Source organism: Micromonospora sp. WMMD1155 (assembly GCF_029581275.1).
In the GTDB taxonomy this organism is placed as follows: domain Bacteria; phylum Actinomycetota; class Actinomycetes; order Mycobacteriales; family Micromonosporaceae; genus Micromonospora.
Window position 1 is genome coordinate 6,694,243 of sequence record NZ_CP120742.1, and the last position, 25,293, is coordinate 6,719,535.

Annotated in this window: 25 protein-coding genes; 15 read left to right on the forward strand and 10 right to left on the reverse strand. The window is 73.6% G+C overall.

Annotated elements, in window-relative coordinates:
- Nucleotides 1-207 precede the first annotated feature (207 nt).
- Together O7617_RS30650 and O7617_RS30655 are read right to left on the reverse strand one after the other, a co-directional pair.
- Nucleotides 208-837, reverse strand: coding sequence for an MBL fold metallo-hydrolase (locus tag O7617_RS30650; RefSeq protein WP_282259902.1), 630 nt, complete (start codon nucleotides 835-837; stop codon nucleotides 208-210).
- Entirely contained in the window at nucleotides 837-1,922 is a 1,086-nt protein-coding gene (locus O7617_RS30655) for an S-(hydroxymethyl)mycothiol dehydrogenase (protein WP_282259903.1), read from the reverse strand. The genes O7617_RS30650 and O7617_RS30655 overlap by 1 nt, the downstream gene beginning before the upstream one ends.
- A 183-nt stretch (nucleotides 1,923-2,105) precedes the next feature.
- Between O7617_RS30655 and O7617_RS30660 the strand changes: the two genes are divergently transcribed.
- Together O7617_RS30660 and O7617_RS30665 are read left to right on the forward strand one after the other, a co-directional pair.
- Nucleotides 2,106-2,528, forward strand: coding sequence for a DoxX family membrane protein (locus tag O7617_RS30660; protein WP_282259905.1), 423 nt, complete (start codon nucleotides 2,106-2,108; stop codon nucleotides 2,526-2,528).
- Between the two features lie 20 nt (nucleotides 2,529-2,548).
- A complete protein-coding gene (locus O7617_RS30665) occupies nucleotides 2,549-3,730 on the forward strand; it encodes a low temperature requirement protein A (RefSeq protein ID WP_282259907.1) in 1,182 nt (393 codons plus the stop codon).
- A gap of 12 nt (nucleotides 3,731-3,742) precedes the next feature.
- Here the strand turns inward: O7617_RS30665 and O7617_RS30670 are convergent, their stop codons facing one another.
- From O7617_RS30670 to O7617_RS30685, 4 genes are all read right to left on the reverse strand, one after another.
- A complete protein-coding gene (locus tag O7617_RS30670) occupies nucleotides 3,743-4,648 on the reverse strand; it encodes an SDR family NAD(P)-dependent oxidoreductase (RefSeq protein ID WP_282259909.1) in 906 nt (301 codons plus the stop codon).
- A gap of 21 nt (nucleotides 4,649-4,669) precedes the next feature.
- On the reverse strand, nucleotides 4,670-6,178 hold the full coding sequence (locus O7617_RS30675; RefSeq protein ID WP_282259911.1) for an NAD(P)/FAD-dependent oxidoreductase: 1,509 nt from the start codon (nucleotides 6,176-6,178) through the stop codon (nucleotides 4,670-4,672).
- 65 nt (nucleotides 6,179-6,243) lie between these two features.
- Nucleotides 6,244-6,702 carry a hypothetical protein gene (locus O7617_RS30680; RefSeq protein ID WP_282259912.1) on the reverse strand — a complete coding sequence of 153 codons (459 nt, stop codon included), beginning with the start codon at nucleotides 6,700-6,702 and terminating at the stop codon, nucleotides 6,244-6,246.
- Nucleotides 6,702-7,181 carry a hypothetical protein gene (locus O7617_RS30685; RefSeq protein WP_282259913.1) on the reverse strand — a complete coding sequence of 160 codons (480 nt, stop codon included), beginning with the start codon at nucleotides 7,179-7,181 and terminating at the stop codon, nucleotides 6,702-6,704. The genes O7617_RS30680 and O7617_RS30685 overlap by 1 nt, the downstream gene beginning before the upstream one ends.
- 44 nt (nucleotides 7,182-7,225) lie before the next feature.
- On the opposite strand from O7617_RS30685, the gene O7617_RS30690 reads away from it, so the two are divergent.
- The 7 genes from O7617_RS30690 to O7617_RS30720 all read left to right on the forward strand — a co-directional run bounded on the left by O7617_RS30690 (nucleotide 7,226) and on the right by O7617_RS30720 (nucleotide 16,431).
- Nucleotides 7,226-8,203, forward strand: coding sequence for a YafY family protein (locus tag O7617_RS30690; protein ID WP_282259914.1), 978 nt, complete (start codon nucleotides 7,226-7,228; stop codon nucleotides 8,201-8,203).
- Nucleotides 8,204-8,298: 95 nt separating this feature from the next.
- On the forward strand, nucleotides 8,299-8,931 hold the full coding sequence (locus O7617_RS30695; protein ID WP_282259915.1) for an ATP-binding cassette domain-containing protein: 633 nt from the start codon (nucleotides 8,299-8,301) through the stop codon (nucleotides 8,929-8,931).
- Nucleotides 8,928-10,205 carry an extracellular solute-binding protein gene (locus O7617_RS30700; RefSeq protein ID WP_282259916.1) on the forward strand — a complete coding sequence of 426 codons (1,278 nt, stop codon included), beginning with the start codon at nucleotides 8,928-8,930 and terminating at the stop codon, nucleotides 10,203-10,205. The genes O7617_RS30695 and O7617_RS30700 overlap by 4 nt, the downstream gene beginning before the upstream one ends.
- A complete protein-coding gene (locus tag O7617_RS30705; RefSeq protein WP_282259917.1) occupies nucleotides 10,202-11,968 on the forward strand; it encodes an ABC transporter permease subunit in 1,767 nt (588 codons plus the stop codon). Before O7617_RS30700 ends, O7617_RS30705 begins: the two co-directional genes overlap by 4 nt.
- Before the next feature lie 41 nt (nucleotides 11,969-12,009).
- Entirely contained in the window at nucleotides 12,010-14,349 is a 2,340-nt protein-coding gene (locus O7617_RS30710; protein WP_282259918.1) for a tetratricopeptide repeat protein, read from the forward strand.
- A gap of 40 nt (nucleotides 14,350-14,389) precedes the next feature.
- Complete coding sequence (locus O7617_RS30715) at nucleotides 14,390-15,013, forward strand: ABC transporter ATP-binding protein (protein WP_282259919.1); 624 nt, start codon at nucleotides 14,390-14,392, stop codon at nucleotides 15,011-15,013.
- The gene (locus tag O7617_RS30720; RefSeq protein WP_282259920.1) at nucleotides 15,010-16,431 is read left to right on the forward strand and encodes a DUF6297 family protein; all 1,422 of its coding nucleotides are present in this window, start codon (nucleotides 15,010-15,012) and stop codon (nucleotides 16,429-16,431) included. Before O7617_RS30715 ends, O7617_RS30720 begins: the two co-directional genes overlap by 4 nt.
- Nucleotides 16,432-16,465: 34 nt before the next feature.
- On the opposite strand, the gene O7617_RS30725 is transcribed toward O7617_RS30720, so the two are convergent.
- Together O7617_RS30725 and O7617_RS30730 are read right to left on the reverse strand one after the other, a co-directional pair.
- The gene (locus O7617_RS30725) at nucleotides 16,466-17,497 is read right to left on the reverse strand and encodes a PHB depolymerase family esterase (protein ID WP_282259921.1); all 1,032 of its coding nucleotides are present in this window, start codon (nucleotides 17,495-17,497) and stop codon (nucleotides 16,466-16,468) included.
- 113 nt (nucleotides 17,498-17,610) lie between these two features.
- Complete coding sequence (locus O7617_RS30730; protein ID WP_282259923.1) at nucleotides 17,611-18,213, reverse strand: MBL fold metallo-hydrolase; 603 nt, start codon at nucleotides 18,211-18,213, stop codon at nucleotides 17,611-17,613.
- Nucleotides 18,214-18,393: 180 nt separating this feature from the next.
- Between O7617_RS30730 and O7617_RS30735 the strand changes: the two genes are divergently transcribed.
- The 3 genes from O7617_RS30735 (at nucleotide 18,394) to O7617_RS30745 (ending at nucleotide 20,897) form a co-directional block, all read left to right on the forward strand.
- Complete coding sequence (locus O7617_RS30735) at nucleotides 18,394-19,626, forward strand: DUF5919 domain-containing protein (RefSeq protein WP_282259924.1); 1,233 nt, start codon at nucleotides 18,394-18,396, stop codon at nucleotides 19,624-19,626.
- Nucleotides 19,627-19,660: 34 nt separating this feature from the next.
- On the forward strand, nucleotides 19,661-20,584 hold the full coding sequence (locus O7617_RS30740) for a pentapeptide repeat-containing protein (protein WP_282259926.1): 924 nt from the start codon (nucleotides 19,661-19,663) through the stop codon (nucleotides 20,582-20,584).
- A gap of 76 nt (nucleotides 20,585-20,660) precedes the next feature.
- Entirely contained in the window at nucleotides 20,661-20,897 is a 237-nt protein-coding gene (locus O7617_RS30745) for a preprotein translocase YidC (protein WP_088989852.1), read from the forward strand.
- Nucleotides 20,898-20,900: 3 nt separating this feature from the next.
- On the opposite strand, the gene rnhA is transcribed toward O7617_RS30745, so the two are convergent.
- Nucleotides 20,901-21,374 carry a ribonuclease HI gene (rnhA, locus tag O7617_RS30750; RefSeq protein ID WP_282259929.1) on the reverse strand — a complete coding sequence of 158 codons (474 nt, stop codon included), beginning with the start codon at nucleotides 21,372-21,374 and terminating at the stop codon, nucleotides 20,901-20,903.
- 190 nt (nucleotides 21,375-21,564) lie between these two features.
- Complete coding sequence (locus O7617_RS30755; protein WP_282259930.1) at nucleotides 21,565-22,800, reverse strand: lycopene cyclase family protein; 1,236 nt, start codon at nucleotides 22,798-22,800, stop codon at nucleotides 21,565-21,567.
- Nucleotides 22,801-22,932: 132 nt separating this feature from the next.
- On the opposite strand from O7617_RS30755, the gene O7617_RS30760 reads away from it, so the two are divergent.
- The 3 genes from O7617_RS30760 to O7617_RS30770 all read left to right on the forward strand — a co-directional run bounded on the left by O7617_RS30760 (nucleotide 22,933) and on the right by O7617_RS30770 (nucleotide 25,175).
- The gene (locus tag O7617_RS30760) at nucleotides 22,933-23,760 is read left to right on the forward strand and encodes a metalloregulator ArsR/SmtB family transcription factor (protein WP_282259931.1); all 828 of its coding nucleotides are present in this window, start codon (nucleotides 22,933-22,935) and stop codon (nucleotides 23,758-23,760) included.
- Between the two features lie 231 nt (nucleotides 23,761-23,991).
- Nucleotides 23,992-24,477: a hypothetical protein gene (locus tag O7617_RS30765; RefSeq protein ID WP_282259932.1), complete on the forward strand. Its 486-nt coding sequence runs from the start codon at nucleotides 23,992-23,994 to the stop codon at nucleotides 24,475-24,477.
- An 86-nt stretch (nucleotides 24,478-24,563) separates the two neighbouring features.
- Entirely contained in the window at nucleotides 24,564-25,175 is a 612-nt protein-coding gene (locus O7617_RS30770) for a class F sortase (RefSeq protein WP_282259933.1), read from the forward strand.
- Nucleotides 25,176-25,293: the final 118 nt, after the last annotated feature.

The window sequence follows — 25,293 nt, forward strand, 5'->3', positions numbered from 1 at the left end:
TAACGCCGTACGGTCGCAGCGTCGGGAAGGGAGCATCATGGGCGGGACGACACACGATGAGACGTACCCCCTGGGTCGCCTCGCCGCTGACGGACGTGGCGGACGCCCTACGTCAGGGTGACGAGGGTGCGCCGGCGGCCTGGCTCGTCTTCGACCCACGGTGCTGGGCGCGGCCGACGGGCGCTGAGCCGCACACGCGCACGCGGTTCAGTGGCCGCGCGCCAACCACTCCTCAAGGTGCGGGGCCTCCGCGCCGATGGTGGTGTCGTCACCGTGGCCGGTGTGCACGACCGTCTCCGCCGGGAGGGTGAGCAGGCGGGTGCGGATCGACCGGACGATGGTGTCGAAGTCGCTGTACGAGCGGCCGGTCGCACCCGGGCCGCCGGCGAAGAGCGTGTCCCCGGTGAAGACCACGCCCAGGTCCGGGGCGTGGAAGCTGCACGCCCCGGGGCTGTGCCCGGGGGTGTGCAGCACCCGCAGGGTGGTGCCGGCCACCTCGATGCTCTGCCCGTCGTGCAGTTCGCCGTGCGGCGGCAGATGCGGGTGGACCATGTCCCACAGCACCCGGTCGGCGGCGTGCAGCAGCACCGGCGCGCCGGTGGCCTCGGCCAGCTCGGGCGCCACCCGGACGTGGTCGTCGTGGGCGTGGGTGGCCAGGATCGCGCGGACCCGCCGGTCGCCCACCAGGGCGAGGATGGCGGCGGCGTCGTGCGGCGCGTCCAGGACGACGCATTCACTGTCGTCACCGATCACCCAGACGTTGTTGTCCACGTCGAACGTCTGGCCGTCCAGGGAGAACGTGCCGGCGGTGACCGCGCGGTCGACCCGGGCGGTCATCAGAACACCACCACCGAGCGCAGCACGTCGCCGTGGTGCATCCGCTCGAACGCGGTCTCGACCGCATCGAGCGCGATCTCCTCGGTGACGAACGCGTCGAGGTCGAGCCGCCCCTGCAGATACAGCTCGGTGAGCATCGGGAAGTCCCGGCTGGGCAGACAGTCGCCGTACCAGCTCGACTTGAGGGCGCCGCCGCGCCCGAAGACGTCCAGCAGGGGCAACTCGATCTGCATCTGCGGGGTCGGTACGCCGACCAGCACCACGGTGCCGGCCAGGTCGCGGGCGTAGAACGCCTGCTTCCAGGTCTCCGGTCGGCCCACCGCGTCGATCACCACGTCGGCGCCGAAACCGCCGGTGGCGGCACGGATCGCCTCGACCGGGTCGGTCTCCGAGGCGTTCACGGTGTGCGTGGCGCCGAACCGGCGGGCCCAGTCGAGCTTGCGGCCGTCGGTGTCCACCGCGACGATCGTGGTGGCCCCGGCGAGGACGGCACCGGCGACCGCGGCGTCTCCGACACCGCCGCAGCCGATCACGGCGACCGAGTCGCCCCGGGTGACGTTGCCGGTGTTCATCGCCGCGCCCAGCCCGGCCATCACCCCGCAGCCGAGCAGACCCACGGCGGCCGGTCGGGCCGCCGGGTCCACTGTGGTGCACTGCCCGGCGTGCACCAGGGTCTTCTCGGCGAACGCGCCGATGCCCAGCGCCGGGGCGAGTTCGGTGCCGTCGGTGAGGGTCATCCGCTGCTTCGCGTTGTGGGTGTTGAAGCAGTACCAGGGGCGGCCTCGGCGGCAGGCGCGGCAGTCCCCGCAGACCGCCCGCCAGTTGAGGACCACGAAGTCGCCCGGGGCGACGTCGGTGACGCCCTCGCCGACCTGCTCCACGATGCCCGCCGCCTCGTGGCCCAGCAGGAACGGGTAGTCGTCGTTGATGCCACCCTCGCGGTAGTGCAGGTCGGTGTGGCAGACGCCGCAGGACTGGATCCGGACGACGGCCTCACCGGGGCCGGGATCGGGCACCACGATGGTGGTGACCTCGACCGGAGCGCCCTTGCTGCGGGAGATGACTCCCCGGACTTCCTGGCTCACTTCGCCTCCTGCTGGTGGTCTGCGGCAGGGCCGGGCGCCGAGCGGGGCGGGGTGCCACGGGCTCGGCGGTGGGCCCTCGGCGAACCTACCGCGATCACCACGGCCGGCCCAGCCCGCCGTGCGGTTATCGCGGGCGGGTCGGGGTACGCGGGCCGCATTCGACCACGGCCAACGGGAGTGACAATGAAACTCGCACACCTGCCGCTACGGGTCAGCATCGGTGCGTACTTCCTCAACTCGGGTCTGCAGAAACGGAACCTGGAGGGCGCCGCCGCGGAGAGCATGCACGGGATGGCGGTCACGGCGATGCCCCAACTCGGCCAGTTCGAGCCGGCGCGTTTCGCGAAGCTGTTGGCGTACTCGGAGGTCGCCCTCGGGACCGCGCTGATCGCGCCGTTCTTCCCGGCGCCGCTGGTCGGGCTCGGTCTGACCGCGTTCGGCGCGGGTCTGGTGCAGCTGTACCTGAAGACGCCGGGTTTGCGGGAGCCGGGGAGCATCCGCCCGACCCAGCAGGGCGCGGGGTTGGCCAAGGACGTCTGGCTGGTCGGCGCGGGCCTGACCCTGGTGTTGGAGGGGCTGACCCACGGTCGGCGGCGGCGCTCCTGAGCCGGCGCTGAGGAGCGCAGTTGACCGACTCCCGTTCGGTACGGCCGTTCTACCGGCCGATGCGACCGCGTCGACGCGACGAGCCGCACCGCGCGGCCACGCCGCTGGAACTGTTCTTCGACCTGTGTTTCGTGGTGGCGGTGGCGCAGGCGGCCAGCGGTCTGCACCACGACGTCGCCGAGGGCCACCTCGGCCACGCGGTGCGCAGCTACGTCATGGTGTTCTTCGCGATCTGGTGGTCGTGGGTGAACTTCACCTGGTTCGCCTCGGCCTACGACACCGACGACGACGTCTACCGCATCACCACCCTGGTGCAGATCTCCGGTGCGCTGATCCTGGCGGCCGGGGTGCCGCGTGCCTTCGCCGACGGAGACTTCGCGGTCATCACCTACGGGTACGTGGTGATGCGGCTGGCCGCCGTCGTGCACTGGACCCGCGCGGCGGTCGGCGACCCCGGACACCGCCCGGCGGCACGCCGCTACGCGATCGGCGTGACGGTGGTGCAGATCGGCTGGCTGCTGCGGCTGTTGCTCCCCGCCGAGTGGGCCATCGCGTCGTTCGTGCTGCTCCTGCTGGCCGACCTGCTGGTACCGGCGGTGGCCGAACGCCCCGGCATGACGCCCTGGCATCCGCGGCACATCACCGAGCGGTACGGGCTGTTCACCCTCATCGTGCTCGGCGAGACGGTGCTGGCCATCTCGATGGCGATCCAGACCGGGCTCGACGCCGGTGAGCACGACCTCTGGTCACTCGCGGCGGCCGGCGCGGTCATCGTGTTCGCGCTCTGGTGGCTGTACTTCGACCGGCCGATCGAGGCGCCCGACCGGCTGCCGTACTCCCTGGTCTGGGGTTACGGCCACTACCTGGTCTTCGCGGCGATCGCCGCCATCGGGGCCGGGCTGGGCGCGGCGGTGGACGTCGACCGGGGCAAGGCGCACATCTCGGAGAGCACCGCCGGGTACGCGGTGGGCATCCCCGTCGCGGTCTTCCTGCTCACGATCTGGGTGCTGCACGTGCGGCGGCAGCAGCACGGCGTGGTGGTCGTGGCCTTCCCGGTCGTCGCGCTGCTGGCGCTGTTCGCGCCGCTCGGCCCGGCCCCGGTGTACGCGCTCGCGGCCCTGCTGGTCGCCCTGGTGACGGTGACCGTGCTGCTGCGTCGCCGCGACGTCGGCCCCAGCGCGACGGTGGGCGACCCGGCCTGACCGCGGTGCCGGTCAGGCCACCTCGCGGGCCGCGTCGGCGGCGGCCTCGGCGGCGGGGCGTGGCGCGGGCACGGCCGGCGTCGGGCGGACGACCCCCCGGTCCAGGCCGGTGACCAGGAGCCGGTTGTACGAGCCCGGCAGCACCCGGGCCAGCAGGTCGGGCAGTTTCGCCGACCAGCCGATCAGCACCCGACCGCGACGCCGCTCGACGCCACGCAGGATCACCTCGGCGGCCCGCTCCGGCGCGATGGTGAGCAGCTTCTCGAACTGTGCCCGGCCGGCCGCGTACTCCTCGTGCGAGACGCCGCTGCCGATGCGGGCGTTCTCGGTGATGCGGGTGCGGATGCCGCCGGGGTGCACCGACGTCACCCCGATGCCGTCGTCGACCAGCTCGTGGCGCAGCGCCTCGGTGAGGCCACGCACGGCGAACTTGCTCGCCGAGTACGCGGCCTGCCCGGCGGGTGCGATCAGCCCGAACAGGCTGGAGATGTTGACCAGGTGCGCGCCGCGTTCGGCCCGGAGGGTGGGCAGCAGCGCATGGGTCAGCTGCGCCACGGCCCGGAAGTTGACGTCGATCACCCAGCTGAACTCGTCGAACGTCACCTGGTCGAACCGGCCCCCGAGGCCGACCCCGGCGTTGTTGACCAGCAGCCGCACGCGCGGATGCCGCTGGCCGATCTCCGCGGCCACCTGGGCGGTCGCGGTCGCGTCGGCGAGATCCACCACGTACGTGTGCAGCCGGCGGTCCGGGTGCGCGACGCGGATCGCGGCGACGACCGCGTCCAGTCGCTCCGCGTCGCGGTCCAGCAGCACCAGGTCGCTGCCCCGACGGGCCAGCGCGTGCGCCAACGCCGCGCCGATGCCGCTGGCCGCTCCGGTGACCACGGCCGTGGCGCCGGTGAACTCGAACCTCCGCACGGGGTGCTCCTCTCCTGGCGGTCACCGACGCTCGGACGACACGGCACGTCGGGTGCCGGTGGGCGCGACCGCCGCACCGGCCCGGGAGAACCGCACACCCTCGTCGGTGAGCCTGCCGTGCCGCATCAGCAGCACGTCACGGGGGTAGTTCTGGTGCAGTCGCCAGGGCGCGTCGGCGCCCTGCTTGGGCAGCGCGTCGACGGCGCGCAGCACGTAGCCGGAGCGCAGGTCGATCAGCGGCACCCGTCGCGCGTCGGGCGGCGGGAGCGGTGTGACGACCTGCTGGCCGGTGCGGTCCAGGTGCCGCAGAAGACGGCAGACGTACCCGGCGACCAGGTCGGCCTTGAGCGTCCACGACGCGTTGGTGTAGCCGAGGGTCAACGCGAAGTTCGGCACGCCGGACAGCATCATGCCCTTGTAGGCGACGGTGCTCGCGAGGTCGACGTCGACGCCGTCCACCCGCAGCGTCAGACCACCGACGGCGAGCAGGTTGAGCCCGGTGGCGGTGACCACGACGTCGGCGGGCAACTCGTCTCCGGAGGTCAGCCGGACACCGTCGGGGGTGAAGGTGTCGACGGTGTCGGTGACCACCGACGCCCGGCCCTGCCGCACGGCGGTGAACAGGTCACCGTCGGGTGCCACGCAGAGCCGCTGGTCCCACGGGTCGTAGCGGGGTGAGAAGTGTCTGTCGACGTCGTACCCGACCGGGAGTCGGCCGGCGGCGGCCCGACGCAACGCCCGTCTCACCAGGCCGGGGGCGCGCCGGCTGAGCTGGTAGGTGACCGTGGACAGCAGCACGTTCTTCCCGCGCACCACCGGATACGCGGCAGCCGCCGGCAGCCGGCGCCGCAACGCGTCGGCCAGCCGGTCCCGCGAGGACAACGCCATGACGTACGTGGGGGAGCGCTGCAGCATCGTCACGTGGGCGGCCCGCTGCGCCATCGCCGGCACCAGGGTCACCGCGGTGGCGCCGCTGCCGATCACCACCACCCGCTGACCGGTGTGGTCGAGGTCGTCGGGCCAGTGCTGCGGGTGCACCAGCCGCCCGGCGTACGCGTCGACGCCGGGCAGCGGTGGTGTGTAGCCCTCGTCGTAGCGGTAGTAGCCGGTGCAGGCGAAGAGGAACGAGCAGGTCAGCACCACCGTCTCGGCGGTGTCGACGCGCTGGGCGTGCACCGTCCAGCGGGCGGTGGCGCTGTGCCACTCGGCGCGCAGCACCCGGTGCCGGAAGCGGATGTGCCGCTGCACGTCGTACTCCCGGGCGGTCTCGTCGACGTACTCCCGGATGGTCGCGCCGTCGGCGATGGCCTTCGGCGCGGTCCAGGGTTTGAACGCGTAGCCGAGGGTGAACATGTCCGAGTCCGAGCGGATGCCCGGGTAGCGGAACAGGTCCCAGGTGCCGCCCACGGCGTCGCGCGCCTCCAGCACCGCGTACGTCTTGTCCGGGCAGTCCCGGGTCAGGTGGCAGGCGGCCCCGATGCCGGACAGCCCGGCGCCGACGATCAGCACGTCGACGTGGTCGGAGGCCATTCGGCGTTCCTCCATCCGGGGCGGTGGACGGACCCTAACACCGCACCCGAATGGGTCGGAAGCCGCTAGTCGGACGCCCGGGTGAAGCTCATGATCCAGTTGGTCTCCCAGGTCTGCTCACCGTCGACGGAGAACGCCTGCTCCCAGCGGGCGGTGGTCGCGCTGATGTCCGACCAGACGAACCGGCACCGCACCGGTCGCCCCTCGTGCTGGTCGTCGGCGTAGAAGTGGCCGACCCCGTCGACGAAGCGTCCCACCATCGGCGGCAGCCCCAGTACCCCGTCGACACTGCTCATCCAGTAGATCGACCACTCCTCGCGAGCCGGGTCGAAGATCCGGACGGTGGCGCCGGCGGAGCCCCTGGTCGGGAACGTGATCTCGTCGAAGTTCCCGCCACCGGCGAAGAACCCGTGCGCGACCGACACCCCGGGGAACTCCTCCCACTCGTCGGAGCCGACCAGCCGCTCGCGCAGCCGCCGGTTGACGACGTTCCAGGTGCCGGTGAAGAAGTCGAAGTCGCCCATCAGCGGCCCACCGGCCCTTCCGCTCGCGTGTCGCGCAGATAGTCGGTCAGGTCGGGGCTCTCCGGTGCCAGCATGTGCCGCACCCAGGCGGCCCGCTCGTGTTCCAGCACCGCCAGCTCCCAGACACAGCCCACCGCGGGGCGACGCAGCTCGACGAAGTGCGTGGGGTCCTGGTCCGGGCAGTCCAGCGCCGGTTGCCCGGCTGCCGCGACGCGGATCTCCACCGCGTTGTCCCACACCCAGGTGTACGCCAGCAGGTAGGCGCCGGTGTCCGCGCCCCGGTGCAGCACCACCCACCCGGCGGCCGGGGTGCCGTCGTCCACGACGTCGGCCAGCAGGGCGGGCAGCAGGTCGTACGCGGCCTTCTCCACCTCCGACTCGATCCGCTGTTCCGGCTGGTCGATGTGGTAGCGCTTGAGCTGTCGACCGTCCACCGTGATCGGTTCCGGCGTGCTCAGATCCTTGTCGCGAAATGCCATGCCGGGACGGTACGAGCGATCCCCTGACAGCTAGTGTCAGTGAAGTGCGGGCCAGTCGACTTCTCTCCGTCCTGATGCTGCTCCAGACCCACGGTCGGCTCACCGCCGCCCAGCTCGCCGAGCGGTTGGCCGTCTCGCCCCGCACCATCTACCGGGACGTCGAGTCGCTGCACACCGCCGGCATCCCGCTCTACGGAGAGGCCGGGCACGCCGGCGGTTACCAGCTGGTCGACGGCTGGCGGACCCGCCTGACCGGGCTGACCACTGAGGAGGCCGACCGGCTGTTCCTGGCCGGGCTGCCCGGCCCCGCCGACGAGCTGGGCTACGGTGATGTGGTGGCCGCGCTGCAACTCAAGCTGCACGCCGCGCTCCCCGCACCGCTGCGCGACCGGGCGGCCCGACTTCAGCAACGCTTCCACCTCGACGCGCCCGGCTGGTACGCCGACGGCGACGCCTCACCGGAGTTGGCCCGCACTGCCGAGGCGGTCTGGCGGCAACACCGCGTCGAGGTGCGCTACCGGAGCTGGAACGGTGAGGTGACCCGGGTGCTGGAGCCGTACGGCCTGGTGCTCAAGGGTGGCCGGTGGTATGTGGTGGCCGACCAGCCCGGCCGGGGCGCACCGGCGACCTACCGGGTCAGCCAGATCCTCGCCCTGACTCCGCTCGCGCAGGAGTTCGACCGGCCCGCCGACTTCGACCTGCCGTCGTGGTGGCGGGAGCACGTGGTCGGGTTCCGCACCCGACTGCACCGCGACCAGGCCACCGTACGACTCTCCCCCGCCGGTCGGGAACGACTGCGGGAGGTCGCCGGCGACCCGGTGGTGACGGCCGTGGAGGCCAGCGCCGGGCCGCCGGACGAGCGGGGCTGGGTGACCGCCGTGCTGCCGATCGAGTCGCTCACCCATGCCCACGGTGACCTGCTGCGCCTCGGCGCCGACGTCGAGGTGCTCGCCCCGGCGACGCTGCGCGAGCGCCTGGCCGCGACGGCGGCCGGGCTCGCCGCGCTCTACGCCGCCGACTGACCGGCTTCCGACATCTCCACAGTGGAGATGCCCGAGGGCATCGATTGTCGGCATCGTGTGCCACCCTGGGTGCGTTCGCCCAGCGGTCACCGGAGGTGAGGGTCACGTTACGGCTACGCGCACTGGTCGCCGTCCCCGGCACCGGGCCGGTGACCCTCGACGTCCCCGCCGGCACGCTCGCCGCCCTGGTCGCCCCGCCCCGGTTCGGCACCGCCGTCGCCCGGGTCCTGGTCGGCCTCGCCGCTCCGGTGACCGGCCGCATCCTGGTCGGCGACCGGGACGTCACCGCGCTGCCGCCGCCCCGCCGGCAGATCGGCTACGTGCCGGCCGGCGGTGCGCTGCTGCCGCAACTCACCGTGCGCCGCAACATCGAGTACGGCCAGCGCAAACGCGAACGGGTGCACGAGGTGGCCGACGACTGGACGACCACGGTCGTCGACCGGCTCGAGTTGGCGCTGTCGCTCACCCTGCTGCCGCACCAGATCTCCGCCGCCCAACGGTTCCGGGTGGCGCTCGCCCGGGCGGCGGCCTGCCTGCCCGAGGTGCTCGTCGTCGACCTGCCGGCGGGGTCGGCCGGTGACAGCCGCCTCGCCGACCTGATGCCCCGACTCTCCCCACCCGAGGCGCCCGGGGTGGCCGTGCTGGTCTGCACCGCCGACCCGGCCACCCTGGCCGAGATCCCGGTCCGGCACGACCTCGTCACCGAGCCGAGCGAGGCGACCCGATGAGACCGACCGGCCGGACGAGCCGTCGCGCAGTGCTGCGCGCCGCCGCCGCGGGTGTCGCCGCGGTGACCGCCGGCTGCTCCGGCGGAACCCGGTCGGTGCAGGTGGCGGTGGTCTGGAGCACCAGCGAGCTGGACCGGTTCCGCCGGGTCGTCGCCGACTACCCCGGGTCGGTGCAGGTGGTCAGCGCCGGCAACGACGTCGACGCGTTCCTGCGGGCCCGGCACCTCGCGGGCACCAGCCCGGACGTGGCGATCCTGCCCCGCCCGGGTCTGGTCACCGAGTACGCCCAGCGCGGTTGGCTGAGCACGGTGCGCCCGTCCGGCGAGTACGCCGTACCCGACGGGCTGGGTGACCTCCTGACCGCCGACGGTCGGCGCTACGGGGTGTGGGTGAAGGCGGCGCACAAGTCGTTGGTCTGGCACCTGCCGTCGATGCTCCCCGAGCAGCCGACCGACTGGGACGCGCTGGTCGAGCGCACCCGGCGGCTCGGCGCGGCGGCCCGGCGCGACGGCGGCCCCGCGCCCCTGGCCATCGGCGCCGCGGACGGCTGGGTGCTCACCGACTGGTTCGAGAACGTGCTGGCCGACGTGGCACCGGAGAGTTACGACGCTCTCGCCGGGCCGGACGCGGACTGGCAGGGCAGGCCGGTGCGGGACGCCCTGGACCGGCTGGCCGGGCTCTGGAGCATCGACGGCGCGTTCCTCGGCGGCGGCCGTCGCGCCCTGCTCACCCAGTACGAGGAGTCGGTGATCCAGGTGGTGTATTCCCGGCGTGCGGTGATGCTCTGCGGGGCCGACTTCACCGCAGACGTCGTCGGCCCGTTCCAGCGCGGCCCGGAGGCACCCGTCACGTTCCCGTTCCCGGGCACCCGACCGGGAGGCGGCCCACTGATCGTCGGTGGGGACGCGGCGGTGGCGTTCGCGGGCTCCGCGGGCGGGGTCGAGCTGGTCCAGTGGCTCACCGAGGCCGATTCGTTCCGGTCCTGGCTGCGCGCCGGCGGCTACCTCTCGCCCAACACCAACGTCCCGATCACCAGCTACGCCGACGAGGTCGGTCGGCGGCTCGCCCGGGAGATGCAGGCGCCCGGCACGTTGCGCTTCGACCTCTCCGACCAGTTGCCGGGCGCGTTCACCGGCTCGGACGGCGTCGGCATCTGGCGCATCATGCAGGGCTTCTTCGCCGACGTCACCGACGGTGTGGGCGCAGGCGAGGCGATCCGCCGCGCCACCGGTCAGCTCGCCCTGGCGGCCCGCAACGCGGGCGGCGGCCGATGAGCCGGACGCCGGTCCTCGGCGAGCTGGCCGTGCTCGACGACGTCGGGCCACCCCGGCGGGGCCGGGCCTATCCGGCGGCGGGGGCGACCTCGGCGCTGTTGCTGCCGGCCGCCGTGCTGCTCGGTGGGCTCGTGCTGTGGCCGGTGCTGCGCACCATGCACGCCAGCGTCACCACCGACGGCCGCTGGGTCGGCGCGGAGCACTTCCGGACCGCGCTCGCCGCCCCGGGCACCGGCGCGGTGGTCGGCCGGACGGTGTTGTGGGCGCTGCTGGTGCCGGCGGTGGTGACCGCGCTGGGCTACCTGCTCGCCGCCGCGTCGCGCCGCTCCGAGGAGGGCGGTCTGGTCCGGTTGATCCTCCTGGTGCCGGTGGCGTTGCCGCTGGTCGTCACCGGGGTCACCTTCCGGCTGATGTACGACCCCGACCCGAGCCGGGGGTTGGCCACCCTGGTCGCCGCCCGGCTGACCGGCCGTTCGGCCGAGGACGCGCCGCAGTTGCTCGGGCCGGGGCTGGTCACCGTGGCGCTGATGTCGGCGTTCGTCTGGGCCTGGGTGGGCCTGGCCGTGCTGGTGTTCCGGTCCGCGTTGGACGCGGTGCCGCCGAGCCTCGCCGACGCGGTCCGCGCCTACGGGGGACGGCGTCGGCACGTCCTGTGGGACGCGCAGTGGCGACCCCTGCTGCTGCGTACCACGGCTGTGGTCTTCGCCCTGGTGGCGGTCGGCACCAGCCGCACGTTCGACCTGATCCTGGTCATGACGCCCGGCTCGGTGCGCGACGAGGCGTCGGTGCTCGCGCTGCGGATCTGGCAGACGTCCGGTGGCACCACCACCGGCGACGGGGCCGCGCTCGGCGTGGTGTGGTTGGTGGCGGTCGTCGGCGGGATCATGGTGGCCGCACTCTTCGTCCGGCAGTCCTGGCCGCCGCCACCCGCCGAGGCGGCCCCGCCGCCCGGTCCGGTGGCCCCGCCCCGGCGGGTCATCCGGCTGCTCGCGGTCGGCGCGGCGGTGGCGTGGCTGGTGCCGCTCGTGGTGCTGGTCGCCACCTCGGCACACGGCAGGGTGGACGCCGCCGCACGCGGCTGGTGGTCGACGGCACCCGACGGCGAGTCCTACCGGGACCTGGTCACCGGCACCGAGTTGTGGCGCACGTTGGGCTTCACCCTGCTCCTGGCCACCGCGGTCACCGCCACGGTGCTGGTGGTCGCGCTGTTGGCCGCGTACCCGCTGGCCTGGTTGACCGGGCCGGCGGCGCAGGCCACCGGGCTGGTGCTGCTGGCCGCCAGCGTCGTGCCGGTCCAGGTCATCGCCGGTCCGGTCAACGAGGTACTGGGCCTGGTGCTCTCCTCCGGCACCACCCAGGGTCTGGCCCTGGTGCACACCGCGTTGGGTGTGCCGTTCGCCGTCCTGGTGCTGCGTAACGCGTTCGCCGACCTGCCGGTCGAGCAGGTGCGCGACGCCCGGCTGGGCGGCCGTCGGTGGTGGCACACCCTGCGTCGGTTGGCCCGGCACAACCTGTCGGCGGTGGTGGCGGTGTCCGTGCTGGAGTTCGTCCAGGTCTGGAACGACCTGGTGGTGGGTCGGCTGTTCAGCGGGCCCGGGGCGTCGCCGCTCGGGCCGTTCCTGGCCGAGCAGACCCGCAGCTTCGTGAGCAACAGCGGCGCCCTCGCGGCCAGTTCGGTGCTCGCCTCGGTGCTGCCGGTGGTGTTGGTGGTGCTGTCGCGGCGGCACCTGGTCGCCGGGCTCGTCTCCGGGGGTGTCCGCTGACCAGGCCGGGCGGTGGCCGCCGCAGCCCGCGCTGGCCGGCGTTGATCGCGATCGGCGGGGTGGTCAGCGGCGTCCTCGCCAACCTGGTCAGCAACCTCGCCAGCAACCTGCTCTCCGAGTTGGCGGCCAGCGTGCTCGGGCCGACCAGCATCGCCCTAGCCGTCGGCGGCATCCTCGGCTTCGTCGGGTACGAGGTTCGTCGCCGCCGGGCCGACCGGGAGGTCGACCCCGAACCGACGGACGTGCTCACCACACCGGCCGCCGGCACGCCGAACCTGCCCTACACGGCGGAGTTCACCGGTCGCGTCGAGCACGTCGAGGCGGTCGTCGGGCTGCTCTCCCGGGAACACGCGGTGGCCGTGCTGGGCCGCCGCGCGGTGGGCACCTCCGCGTGCGCCGTGCAGGCCGCCAACCTGTGCCGGGAGGACTTCCCGGACGGGCAGTACTACCTCGACCTGCGCCGACACGGCCGACCCCGCTCGGCCCAACAGGTGCTCACCGCGCTGGCCCGGATCCTGGGCACCGCCCCACCGACCTCCGGGCGGCCGGACGCGCTCGTCGCCGCGGCCGACGCGCTGCGCGGCCAGCTCGACGGCCGCCGGATCCTGCTGGTGCTGGACAACGTCGACCGACCGGACCAGGTCCGGCCCCTGCTGCCGCCCACCGCGCGCACCTGCCGGCTGCTGCTCGCCGGCGGTCCGGCGCTGGCGGGGCTCAAGGGTGTGGTCGCGCACTGGATCGCCGAGCCGGGCACCTCCGAGGCGGTCGAGTTGTTCGCCGCCGCGGGCGGGGCCGCGCCGGCCGCCCGGGTTCGTCGGGCCGACCCGCGCACCGACCCGGCGGTCCGCGAGATCGTCGACCTGTGCGGCCGACAACCGCGCACCGTGCGCGCGCTCGGTTACCGCACCGCCCAGCACGGGTGGCGGCACTCCGACGTGCTGGACGCGCTGCGTCGCGCGGTGCAGACCCCACCACACCAGCGGCTCGCCGTGTCACCGGCCGCGCGTCTGATCACCGAGCGGGACACCGCGTACCGGGCGTTGAGCCGCGAGGCCCGACGGCTGTACCGGGTGATGTCGCTGATCCCCGCCCCGGTCGACCGGCCGACGATCGCCGCGCTGGCCGGGCGGCACACCGAGCGGGTTACCACGCTGCTCGACCAGTTGGCCGCCGCGGCGTTCGTGGTCGGCGCGCCCGGCGACCGGTACGAGATCCGCCCGCTGCTCGCCGACAGCGCCCGACTGCACCTGCGCGACGCCGACCCGGTCCGCGCCCGGGTAGCCGCGCAGGCCCGGCTGACCCGGTACCTGGCGCGCCGGGCCGAACAGCACGCGGCCAACCTGGCGGTGCTCGGCTCCCCGCCGGACCGGGAGTGGTCACTTCCGCTGGACGACGACCCGTACGGCTGGTTCGACCTGCACCAGGAGCTGCTGCTGGCGGTCGTGCGGGTGCCCGCCGGGGCGGCCGAGACACTGCCCCGACGGGTCCGCCGGTGGTGGTTCCGGCTGGCCGTGGCGCTCTGCGGGTGGCTGGCGTACGCCGAGCGACTCGACGAGTGGGAGCAGGTCTGCCGCACCGTGCTGGCCACGCCGACCGCCGACGACCGACCGGAGATCGCCGGGTGGGCGCACAACGAGCTGGGTGTGCTGCGTCGGCGGCGGCACGATCCGCACGGGGCGGCGGCCGCACTCACCCTCGCGGTGAACGAACGCGGGCGCGGTGGCACCGCCCAGGCCCGGATGAACCTCGGCCTGGCCCTGCTCGACCTGGGGCAGCTCGACGACGCGGTGGAGCACCTGGAGATGTCCCGGCGACACCGTTCCGGGGCCGACCGGGCCGGTCACGCGCTCACCGACCTGGGTCTCGGCGCGGCGCAGCTCGCCCGGGGTGAGCTGGACAGCGCGCACCACCATTTGGTGCGGGCGGCCAACACGTTCCGGTCGGTGGGTGACGCCCGCGGGTACGCGGCGGCGTTGACCAACCTGGTCCTGGTGCACGCGGGTCTCGGCGAGCACCTGGACGCCGCGCAGGCGTGGCGGGCGGCGCTGCGCGAGTACGACTCGGTCAACGACCCGACCAGCCGGGCGACGGCGCTGCTCAACGCCGGGGCGACACTGCTGACCAGCACGCCGGGGCAGGCGCGCACGGCGTACGACCTGTTGGCCGAGAGTCGACGGCTGCGCGAGGAGACACGGCCCACGGCGGGGTTGGCGCGCACCCTGCTCTACCTGGGTGACGCCCGCGCCGCGCTGGGCGAGCACGCCGACGCGCGGCGGCACTGGGCGGACGCGGCGACGGTCGCCGAGGAGGTCGGCGACGAGCAAGGGCTGGCCGCCGCCGACGCGCGACTGGAGGACGACGCCGCGGACCGCGTGACATAGGTCGCCCGGGTTGGCCGGTGGCACGGCTCTGGGAGACTCTGTGATCGTGGACGCGCTCGCGGTACGGGGACTCAGTCGCACCTTCGGCAACCTGGTGGTGCTCGACGACGTGAGTTTCACGCTCCCGGCGGGCCGGATCGCCGTGGTGCTGGGCCCGAACGGCAGCGGTAAGACCACCCTGCTGCGCTGTGTGGTCGGCGCGGACCGGCCGGACGCGGGCGAGGTGCTGGTGCAGGGTCGCCGGGCCGACGAGACCGACCCGCAGGTGCGGGCGCTGGTGGCCGCCGCCCTGGACGACATCGACTTCTTCCCCGACCTGTCCGTGGTCGAGCACCTGCAACTGGTCGCGTACGCGCACGGGGGCGACTCCGAGCCGGTCGAGGAGGTCCTCGCCGAGCTGGGTCTGGAGCCGGCCCGCGACCAGTTGCCGGTGACGTTGTCCAGCGGGCAACGCCGCCGGTTGGCGCTCGCCTCCTGTTTCGTCCGACCCCGTCGGGTGCTGATCCTGGACGAGCCCGAGCAACGGCTGGACGTCCGTGGGCGGCAGTGGCTCACCGAGCGCCTGCTCCGGGAACGCGAGGCGGGCACCGCCGTGCTGCTGGCCTCGCACGACCCGGAGTTGATCGACGCGGTGGTCGACGAGCGCATCGAGATCGGCCGGTGACCGCCCCGACGGCCACCATCGCCGACACGCCGACCGGGGTACCCACCGCGCGGCAACTGCGGACACACCTGCGGAAGGCGCGCAGCCGGCACCACGACCACTCCCTCGGCGACGTGCTGGGCAGCGCGTACGTGATCGTCCTGTTCGTGGGCATGTACGGGTGGTTCGCGATCAGCGCGAGTCGTGACCTGCTGGACTCCCCCACGGTGGGGCAGGCCGAGCCGGGCGTGCGCTGGTGGCTGGCGGTCGCGGCGCTGCTGGCCGGCGCCGGCCTCGCCTGGCGTGGCCTGCGCGCGCTCGGGCCGCTGCTGGTCACCCCGGCCACGCAGAGCTGGGCGACGAGCGCGCCGGTCGACCGGCGGGCCTGGCTCGCGCCGCGCTTCGTCCTGCTGCTGGTCGGCGCTGCGACCGGCACCGCCGCGCTCGGGGTGGCCGTCGCCGCGCTCGGCGGTGTCACCGACCCGGGTGCCCTGGGCTGGGCGGCCGCGGCCGGCGCGGGCTGGGGCGCGGCCGCGCTGGCGCTCAGCGTCGTCGCCCAGAGCAGCCGGGCGGGTCGACGGTGGCCGACGCTGGCCGGTGCGGTCCCGTTGACGGCGGCCGCCGTGATCACCGGCGCGGTGGTGCTCGTCGGTGGCCTGGGCGACGCGTTGCCCCGGCCGACGACGACCCCGACCGTCGCGCTGTTCGCCGTCGCGCTGCCCCTGGCCGCCCTGGGCACGGTCCTCGCGGTACGCGCGCTACCCCGCGTCGACCGGGCCACCCTGACCACCGGCGCCCAGTTCGCCAACGCCGCCTCCACCGCGACGATCCTGCTGGACCCGAGTCTCCTCGCCGGGCTGGTGGAGAGCCGGCGGTGGCGGCGGGTCGGCAAGGTCCGCAGCAGCCGGTTCCTGGCCGGTCCGGGCTGGTGGGCGCTGCTCCAGGCCGACGTACGGCGGCTGCGTCGCCACCCGAGCGCGGTGCTGATCTGGGCGGCGCTGATCGGAGTGCAGTACGCTACCGCGCTCGCCCTGCCCGGGTTGGCCGGTGCCGCGCAGGTGGTGTTCGCGTACCTCGCCGTCGACCGGCTGACCGGTGGTCTGCGGTCGATCAGCCGCTCACCCGGGCTGCGTCGGGCGCTCGGGGGCAGCGACAACCTGCTGCGCGGCGTCCACGTGGTGGTGCCGGCGGTCGGCGCGGGTCTGTGGTGGTTGCTGACGGTGCCGACTGTCGAGCCGGGGCCGCCGTGGTTGGCGCCGACCCTGGCGCTAGGGGTGGTGGCCGCCGCGTTCCGGGCCGGCACCCGTCCGCCCATCGACTACGGCGGCGCTACTGTCAACACCCCGTTCGGGATGGTCCCGGTCGACCTGCTGCGCCAGGGCTCACGGGGGCTGGCCCTGCTCGCCGTGCTGGTGCTGGTCCAGCTGTTCCTGGGCTGACCGGCCGCCACCCTCGACCGGCCGGCCCGGCCGCTCAACCGTCCAGGCGGCGGACCATGTTCATGATGGTCTCCACCTGCGCGCCGCCCTTGATCGGGAAGTTGGTCGCGCCGAGGTAGCCCCACCAGTCCCAGCAGCCGTTCGGGTTGCTGAGGCTGGTGCCCGCCTGCGGGTAGAGGACGATCAGGTTGTTGGTGTCGGCGTACTGGTTGAGGTTCGCCCGGTCGACGAAGGCCGTGCCCACCGCGCCGGCTCCCTGCGCGCAGCCGTGCAGGGAGGCCAGCAGTCGGCACGACTGGCCGGCCGCGCAGGCCGACGGGACGTACGCGTAACCGTTGGCGTCCATGCTCAACCCGTTGGCCCAGCCGTTGACCGCGAAGGTGTTCTGGCTGAACCGGACGAGCGTGCCGCCGAGCGCGCCGGTGTTCGGTGCGTTCACCCCGCCCAGCAGCTTGCGCAGCAACGCGTTCTGCGGGTCGGTGCCGCAGTCGTTGAGGAAGGGCGACGCGGTCGCCGTGCAGCCGAGCGTGCCGTAAGGGGTGACCCAGGAGTGACCGGCGGCGGAGCCGCTGTCGTACTGCACGGTGGCCCCGAAGTGCTGGTAGTAGCGGACCAGGTCGTCGGTGACGGACTTCTTGACGGTGGTGTCGTTGCCGCCGTGGAACACGTACACCGGATCGCCGGACAGGTTGCCGACCGGGTCGACCCAGCCGTACGACGCCCACGTGCGGGTGTAGGTCTGCAGGGCGGTCAGGTTCGTCGGGTACGCGTTGTCGCCGCACCCGTAGAGCGCCTGCGCGACGGTGTTCTGCGAGCAGTAGTACGGCCCGGCGGCGAACACCGCCGCGCCGCGGATGCGGGACGAGTAGGCGACGTGCAGTTGCGTCGCCATGTAGCCACCGGAGGAGACACCGGCGACGTAGACGCCGGAGACGTTGTAGGTGCCCAACGACCCGGCGACCGGGGTCTTGGTGGGCGGGGTGGCGGCCTGGGCGGGGGTGGCGGTGGTCAGGGCGAGCAGAAGGACGGCGGCGAGGGTGGTGGCGATCTTCCGCGGTGTGGACATGGGCGCTCCTCGACAGCGCCGACGGGGGTGACGGCGCGCGCCGAAGCTACCGTGACATAGACCACATCAGACATGAGTACGGCCGACACGTTCGCCGTCGCCGGTGTGGTCCCTCAGACGGTGTCGCCGGGGGCGAGATGGCGGTAGCCGGGGATGGTCTCGCCGAACCAACCGGCCACGCTGGCCAGGCCGCGCTCGTTGAGCTGCGCGTCGTGGATCGGGTACGCGGCGGCAGCGCCCACGGCGGCAGCGAACCGGATCGCTTCGTCGAGGCGCAGCCACGACCCCTGGGCCGGGACGAGCACCGTGCGCACCGGCTCGTCCGGCACGTGCAACGAGTCACCGGGGTGGTAGAGCCCGTCACCGACCAGGTAGCCCAGGTTGGGGCAGTCCGGCTGTCCCTCGTGGATCGCCGCGTGCCGGCCGCCGTGGGCACTGACCTCGATGCCGGCCGCCGTGAAGCGTTGCCCCGCGCGGACCCGGGTCACCGGCAGCGGCGCGAGATCCGGCAGTCGGGCGCCCTCCGGGGCGTACACGGGGACGCCCAGGCCGGCGAGGCGCAGCACGTCCACGTGGTCGGTGTGCTCGTGGGTGACCAGGACGGCGTCCGCGCCGACCAGGGCACTGGGCTCGCTCCATGTGCCCGGGTCGATGACCAACACCCCGCCGTCGTGCTCGACCCGGACGCAGGCGTGGGTGAACCGTGTGATCCGCACTCGGCGACGGTACGCCGCCGGTGTGACGCTCGGGCCGGGCCCGCCTCTCCCGCGGCCGGCTACGTCAGCTCTCCAACGCGTCGTGCTCGGTGGTCGACGCGCTGAGCAACGCCCGCTCACGTTCACTGTCGCCCACCGCGCCCACCCTCCGTGGTCGCACCGTACCGTTACCGTCACCCTATGAGGGGTGGAGAGGGTCCGGGCGGTGACCCCGTCGCGCTCGAACGGGACAGCGGCCGGCGAAGCGGGCACGTATCGTCCGCGTTCCGGATCACCGACCGGTGGCCGGGCCGGTCGACGGCGGAGGGGGATCGGATGCCCGGGTGGGCTGGTCGAGGTGGCCGGCAGCGGCGCGCCTTCGGCGTCGGTGGCGCCCTGCTCGGGATCGCCGTCGTCATGCTGCTGGGCGCCTGGCGCAGCAGCGGCTTCCTCAGCGACCTGCTGCTCAACCTCGGGGCCAGCGTGGTCCTCGCCGCCATCTCGTACGTCATCTTCGATCCGCTGTTCGAGGAGGCCCGCAAGGCCCGGGTGCAGGAGCACCTGAGCTTCGACCAGCAGGCCTTCGTGACGAGGTTGCACCGCTCCGGCCGCCGGGTGCGCATCCTCGACACCTGGACGATCCTGCTGGAGCAACGGCACCGCGAGGAGACCCTGGCCGGGATCCGGGCGGCGCTCGCCAACGGCGCGCAGGTGCAGTTGCTCCTGCTCGACCCGGACTGCACCGCCGCCCAGCAGCGCTCCGAGGAGCTGGAACGGCAGCGGGTGGACGTACCGCGGCAGATCCGCACCAACCTGCGTCACCTGGCCGCCTTCACCGACGCCCTCGACGGTCGTCTGCGGCGCCGCCTGCAGGTCCGGCTCTACGACGCCTCGCCGTCGATCCAGCTCTACCAGTGGGACGGCCGGGCGTTGATCTCGTTCTTCCCGATCGGGAAATTGTCGTTCAACGTCCCGCAGCTGGAAGTCGACATGGACAGCCCGTGGGGCGGGTTCGTGCACGCCCGGTTCGAGGAGTTGTGGGAGCACGAACAGGCCACCCTGAACCTGGAGCGGTACTGGTCGGTCACGCTCACCCTTCGCCACGACGACTCGGACGTGGTGGAGGTGCGCGTGCCGTACGTGACGGTGGACGGGCAGCACTTCGTCGACTGCCGTGGGTTCCGGGTGACCGGGCCGCTGACCGTGCGAGCCGTGCTGCCACCCCGCGCGCCCGGGGCCGCCCCGGCCGTGTTCGCGCTGGCGGAGCCGACCGACGGGGACCAGACGCCGGCTGAGGTCGTGAAACGGCACTTCGACCAGAAGTACGGGCACGACGACGGCGCACGGGCGGCCTATCGGCTGGTGCCTCCGCCGGGCGTCTCCCGTACCCCGGAACCCCGCTCCGCGACGGCCGGGGACAACCACGGACGGTGACCCCGGCGGTCCGGTCACGGCCGCGCGCGGAACAATGGGGGTTCCGCCCGAACGCCTGGAGGACGTCCGCGTGTCACCGGACCTCGCACCGCCACCACAGTCGGCGCAGTTGCGCGCGGACTGCGGGCGCTGCTTCGGGCTGTGCTGCGTGGTGCCCGCCTTCGCCGCGTCGGCCGACTTCGCCATCGACAAGCCGGCCGGGCAGCCCTGCCCCAACCTGCGCGGGGACCACCGGTGCGGCATCCACACCGAGCTGCGCCAGCGTGGCTTCCCCGGCTGTACGGTGTTCGACTGCTTCGGCGCCGGGCAACAGGTCGCGCAGGTCACCTTCGGCGGGAGGGACTGGCGGGACGCGCCGGAGACGTTGCCCGCCATGGCGGAGGCGTTCGCCGTGCTGCGACCGCTGCACGAACTGCTCTGGTATCTCGACGCGGCGGTGGCGCTGCACCCGCCGGTCGACCTGCGGGACGCGCTGGAACACGCCCGCGCCGAGACCGCCGCGCTCACCGCTGGTGACGTGGCGCAGCTCCGCGCGGTGGACGTCGCCGCGCACCGGGCCCGGGTCAACCCTCTGCTGTCGCGGACCAGCGACGTGGCCCGCTCCCCCGGCGGGGCCGACCATCGGGGCGCGCCCCTGCTCGGCGTCGACCTTCGCCGGGTCGACCTTCGCCGGGCCAACCTGCGTGGGACGCTGCTGATCGGCGCCGACCTCCGCGGGGCCGACCTGGGTCTCGCCGACGTCACCGGCGCGGACCTGCGCGGGGCCGACCTGCGCGGCGCGGACCTGCGGGGCGCCCTCTTCCTGCACCAGGCTCAACTGGACGCCGCCCGGGGTGACGCGCGCACCCGCCTGCCGACGACAGTGACCCGACCACCGCACTGGACGGCACTGCCGCTCACCCCGGTCCGCCGGCCGTCGCGGAGCGCCGCTCCCGCCCGGCGCGGCCGACGCCGCTGACACACCGCAAGGTTTCGGTCGGGACGACGCCGGGTAGCCAGCGCCGACGCGGATCGCCATCGACGGGGGGCACGGCGTGGGTTTCCGAAAACGCGACGGTGAGCTGCCGGGCGACCCGCAGCACAGCGAGGACGAGGCCGGCCAGGTGCCGCTGGTGCAGGTCGAGGCGGACACCGAGGTCCCGGCTCCGGCCGACACCGACGTGCGCCCGGACATCGTGACCGAGGACAACAGCTCGGGCATGACCGGTGGTTCGTCCGGCAGCAGCGGCGGTGGGTCCAGCATGCCCGGGCATCCGGACGCGACCCGCTGACGGTCAGCGGCCGGCGAACGCGGCCCGCGCCTCGGTCATGCCCTTGTTGGCGAGCCGGTCCGCCCGCTCGTTCTCCGGGTGGCCGTTGTGTCCCTTGACCCAGAGCCAGGTGACCTGGTGCCGCTCGCAGGCCGCCTCCAGCCGCTGCCACAGGTCGGCGTTCTTCACCGGCTGCTTGGCGGCGGTCTGCCAACCGTTGCGCTTCCAGGACGCCAGCCAACTGGTGATGCCGTTGCGCACGTACGTGCTGTCGGTGTGCAGCTCCACGGTGACCGGCCGGTTCAGGCTCTCCAACGCCTGGATGGCCGCCATCAGCTCCATCCGGTTGTTGGTGGTCGGCGTGGCCTCACCACCGAACAACTCCCGCTCGTGGTCGCCGTAGCGCAGCAACGCGCCCCAACCGCCCGGCCCGGGGTTGCCACTGCACGCCCCGTCGGTCCAGATCTGCACGCCCCTGCCGGCCGCCGCGTCCACCATGCCCGGCAACCTACCGCGCGGTGACGTGCTCCTCCCGGCCCGGGGGCCGGGCTACGCCGCCACCGTGAGGGCGGATGCGCCCACCAGCACATCGACACCGCAGTCAGCCAACGCTGATGGCGAGCGTCTTCCGCTGCGCCCGCGCTGCCGGCCGGTGGGGTGCACCGAGCTGCGGTGGGTGCGCAGCCCGCTAAGCGCCGGGCTCCGCGCCGACCACGGCGGGCGGGACGGCCGGGGCGGGTCGGGTGGGCCGCAGCCGGTCGCGGACGCGGTGCGCCGCGTCGCCCGCGGTGGCGGCGATCATCGGCAACAGCCGGGTGGAGTTCATGATGGCGACCTCCTCGGCCGGTGTGGTCGCCCCGTCGAGGAAGCGCAGCACCCGCTCGGCGGGGTTGCGGTCGAAGAGCCGGTCGAAGAAGTCCGGGCCGCCGACGCCGCCCCGGTCCAGCGCCCGCAGCGCCACCGCGTCCATCCAGCGGTGTCGACGGGGGTACGCCGCCTGGGGCACCGGCGGTCGCCCCGCCGCGAGGGCGCGGGCCACCTGGTCGGCCTGGCGGTACATGGCGGAGAAGGTGAAGCCGGTGGAGGGTCGGGTCGCGCCGCCGGCCGTACCGAGTCGGATCACCCGGGGCGAGGGCCGGGCCGGAAACGGCGCGTCGGTCATCGGGATCACCCCGTTCTCCACCTCGCGTACCCGCAGTCCGGCCGGGTCCAGCCCGAGCAGGTCCCGGTAGCCGGCCAGCGCCGCGTCGTACCCGGCGTCGGTGAGCAGGTCGGGCGAGAATTCGGTGTACTCGACCAGGGCGTAGCGGTCGCTCACCGGCAGTACGTACCCGAAGGAGACACCCCGGGGCGGTTGCGGGGTGCGGAAGTCCATCAGTACCGCGCGGGCCGGGTCGAAGACGGGACGGTCGGCCTCCAGCCACCAGCCGCGGAAGTGCTGCAGCCAGGTGGTCCGCCCGGCGCGCACCGGTGGGCGGGGCCGTGAGTCGAGCACCCATCCGGCCCGTACGGTCTGCCCGTCGCCGGTTCGTACCCGCACCCGTGTGCCGTCGTCGGTCACCGTGTCGGCGGGCGCGACGATCCGGGTGGCGTCGAGCCGGCGTTCGGCTGCGGCAGCCCGGTCGTAGACCGGGCCGGAGCGGAGCATGGCGTACCGCAGGGGGGTAAGGTCCAGGACGCGGCGTCGCGCCGCGGTCGCCACCTCGACCTGCTGCCAGCTCGCGCTGAGCAACGGGTCGAGGTCGGTGCCCGGGTGGCCCCAGAACGCCCAGGTGCGGTCCTGACCGCGTCGGCGGACCGGGTCGACGACGGCGATGCGCAGGTCGTGGACGCCGTGCCGGTCCAGCGCGGCGAGCAGCAGGGACGCCGCTCCGCCACCGCCGAGCAGTGCGAGGTCGACGTCCAGCGGCGCGGATTCGGTCACCCGCCCCACGCTGCCACACCGACGCGCGGCCGGTCACGCCGCTCCGGCCGGCGCGCGGTGCGACGCTTGACGAGCAACCATCCGGTTGCCTATCGTCATTGGCAACCAGACGGTTGCCTGTTGGGAGGGTCAGTGGACGAGGTGTTCCGAGCACTGGCCGACCCGAGCAGGCGCCGACTCCTGGACCGGCTCAACGCGCGCAACGGCCAGACCCTGCGGGAGCTGTGCGACGGACTGGCGACGACCCGGCAGGCCGTCAGCAAGCACCTCTCGATCCTGGAGGCGGCCGATCTCGTCACGAGCGTGCGGCGGGGCCGGGAGAAGGTGCACTACCTCAACGCCGCCCCGATCAACGCCATCGCCGACCGGTGGCTCAGCCGCTACGACCGCGAGCGCGCCGCCGCCCTCGCCGACCTGACCAGCGCATTGGAGCGACAGCCCATGGAGAGCCCGACCTTCGCCTACACGACGTACGTCACCACCACCCCAGAGCGGCTGTGGGCCGCGCTCACCGAACCGGCGTTCACCCGTCGCTACTGGGGTGGGGTCGCGCTGGTGTCCGACTGGCAGGTCGGCTCGCCGGTGCTGTGGCAGGACGCGCCCGGGGACGAGCCCCGCGACCTCGGCCAACGGGTGCTGGCCGCGGAGCCGTACCGCCTGCTCTCCTACAGCTGGCACGGCTTCCAACCCGAGCACGCCGAGCATTTCGGCTGGTCCGACGAGGAGCTGGCCGCCCGACTCGGCGAGCGCCGGTCGACGGTGACGTTCGAGATCGAGCCGCACGGCCCGGCGGCCGTCCGGTTGACCGTGATCCATGACGACTTCTCCCCGGACAGCGAGATGCACCGGGCGATCAGCGGCCAGCTCGACGGCAGCGGAGGCTGGCCGGAGCTGCTGGCCGGCCTCAAGACCCTCCTCGAGACCGGCGAACCGATGCCCGAGCCGACCCCGTCCGGCTGACCGGACGCCCAGCCGGCGTATTTCTGTAGATACCTCGCCATCGGCCCAGCCGCGACAGCCCGCAGCTCTCCCCGCCTTCGGGTGGACACGTGACGGCAACGAGGAATTCTCATTTTCACCTGATCGTGGGCCCAACCCACCTAGTGTTGGGCACACCGGTGCTAGTCACGGAGTTGGCCACCCGAACGACGTCCCACGCAGTCAGCGGACGAAAAGTGAGGGAAGACGCGTATGAAGGTCTCAACAGCACTCTGCTCGGCGGCGCTCGGCGTGGGCCTCGGCACACTCCTGCTGCCAGGCGCCGCACTGGCCGACACCACGGTGTCACCGGCCACCACCCCGGTCGGAGGGACCGTCGTGCTCACCGCGACGACCTGCAACCCGAAGTCGGGTGACGCCCTGTTCCGGGTCACCGGCCCGAACCGTGACCAGAACGTCAGGTCCACGACGGCCGCCGCCGGCGGCGGACTGAGCGCCGAACTCTTCACCGCCGGGTTCACCCTGGGCACGTACACGGTGACGGCGACCTGCGGCGACGGCAGTTCGGCAGGCAGCGCGACGTTCACCGTCACCCCGATCGGCGGCGCGCCCGCCGGCTCCGGCGGCGACAGCCGCGACAACGGCGCTCTGGCCGCCGGAGGCACGCTTCTCGGCACCGCCCTGGCCGGCGCGGTGATCCTGATCCGCCGGCGTCGCCCGGTGTCCACTGTCGCCTGACCGGCGGCTGTTCCATCCCTGAGGACGGGTGCCCGCGCCGGTGACACCGGCGCGGGCATCCCGACGACCCCTACGGAGGTGCCCACGTGTGGTCGCGGCGGACCCTGCCGGCGGTGGTCGCCCTGCTCGCCGTGAGCGGGCTGGGGCTGATCACGGTGGGCCTCACCGCCGACCCGGCCGCGCCGCCCCGACCACCGGCCGACGCGCCGAGGCGTACCGAACCGGCACCCGACCTGGTGCCGCTCCACCGCGCCGCGCCGGTCCGGGTGCAGATCACCACCATCGGTGTACGCGCGGAGGTCGTCCCGGTCGGTGCCGACGCCGCCGGGGTGCTGGAGGTGCCGCCGCTGGATCGGCCCACCCTCGCCGGCTGGTACCGGCACGGGGTGAGCCCCGGCGAGACCGGCAACGCGGTCCTGGTCGGCCACGTCGACTCACCGGCCGGGCCGGCGGTCTTCTTCGACCTCGGGCGGCTCCGTGCCGGCGAGCAGATCCAGGTCACCCGCGCCGACGCGCAGGTCGCCACGTTCACCGTCGACGACGTGCGGGCGTACCCCAAGGACCGCTTCCCGACCGCGCTGGTCTACGGCCCGGCGGACGTCGCCGGACTGCGCCTGATCACCTGCGGCGGCCGGTTCGACGCCACCACCGGCAACTACGTCGACAACGTGGTCGTCTTCGCCACCCGCACCGCCTGAGCCGCGCCCCGCTGTCGGACGCCGGATCGTGCTCGGCAGAATGCGGTGGCACCATCCCTGATCGAGGCGGTGCGTCGGCGACGGGGAGGCACACGGTGGACCAGCGAGCGGTACGGGA

What these genes read in the sequence shown, in the direction of transcription:
- O7617_RS30650 (WP_282259902.1), bottom strand. Translation starts at nt 837, where the DNA reads ATGACCGCCCGGGTCGACCGCGCGGTCACCGCCGGCACGTTCTCCCTG.
- O7617_RS30660 (WP_282259905.1), top strand. Translation starts at nt 2,106, where the DNA reads ATGAAACTCGCACACCTGCCGCTACGGGTCAGCATCGGTGCGTACTTC.
- O7617_RS30675 (WP_282259911.1), bottom strand. Translation starts at nt 6,178, where the DNA reads ATGGCCTCCGACCACGTCGACGTGCTGATCGTCGGCGCCGGGCTGTCC.
- O7617_RS30680 (WP_282259912.1), bottom strand. Translation starts at nt 6,702, where the DNA reads ATGGGCGACTTCGACTTCTTCACCGGCACCTGGAACGTCGTCAACCGG.
- O7617_RS30685 (WP_282259913.1), bottom strand. Translation starts at nt 7,181, where the DNA reads ATGGCATTTCGCGACAAGGATCTGAGCACGCCGGAACCGATCACGGTG.
- O7617_RS30700 (WP_282259916.1), top strand. Translation starts at nt 8,928, where the DNA reads ATGAGACCGACCGGCCGGACGAGCCGTCGCGCAGTGCTGCGCGCCGCC.
- O7617_RS30705 (WP_282259917.1), top strand. Translation starts at nt 10,202, where the DNA reads ATGAGCCGGACGCCGGTCCTCGGCGAGCTGGCCGTGCTCGACGACGTC.
- O7617_RS30725 (WP_282259921.1), bottom strand. Translation starts at nt 17,497, where the DNA reads ATGTCCACACCGCGGAAGATCGCCACCACCCTCGCCGCCGTCCTTCTG.
- O7617_RS30735 (WP_282259924.1), top strand. Translation starts at nt 18,394, where the DNA reads ATGAGGGGTGGAGAGGGTCCGGGCGGTGACCCCGTCGCGCTCGAACGG.
- O7617_RS30740 (WP_282259926.1), top strand. Translation starts at nt 19,661, where the DNA reads ATGGGGGTTCCGCCCGAACGCCTGGAGGACGTCCGCGTGTCACCGGAC.
- rnhA (WP_282259929.1), bottom strand. Translation starts at nt 21,374, where the DNA reads ATGGTGGACGCGGCGGCCGGCAGGGGCGTGCAGATCTGGACCGACGGG.
- O7617_RS30765 (WP_282259932.1), top strand. Translation starts at nt 23,992, where the DNA reads ATGAAGGTCTCAACAGCACTCTGCTCGGCGGCGCTCGGCGTGGGCCTC.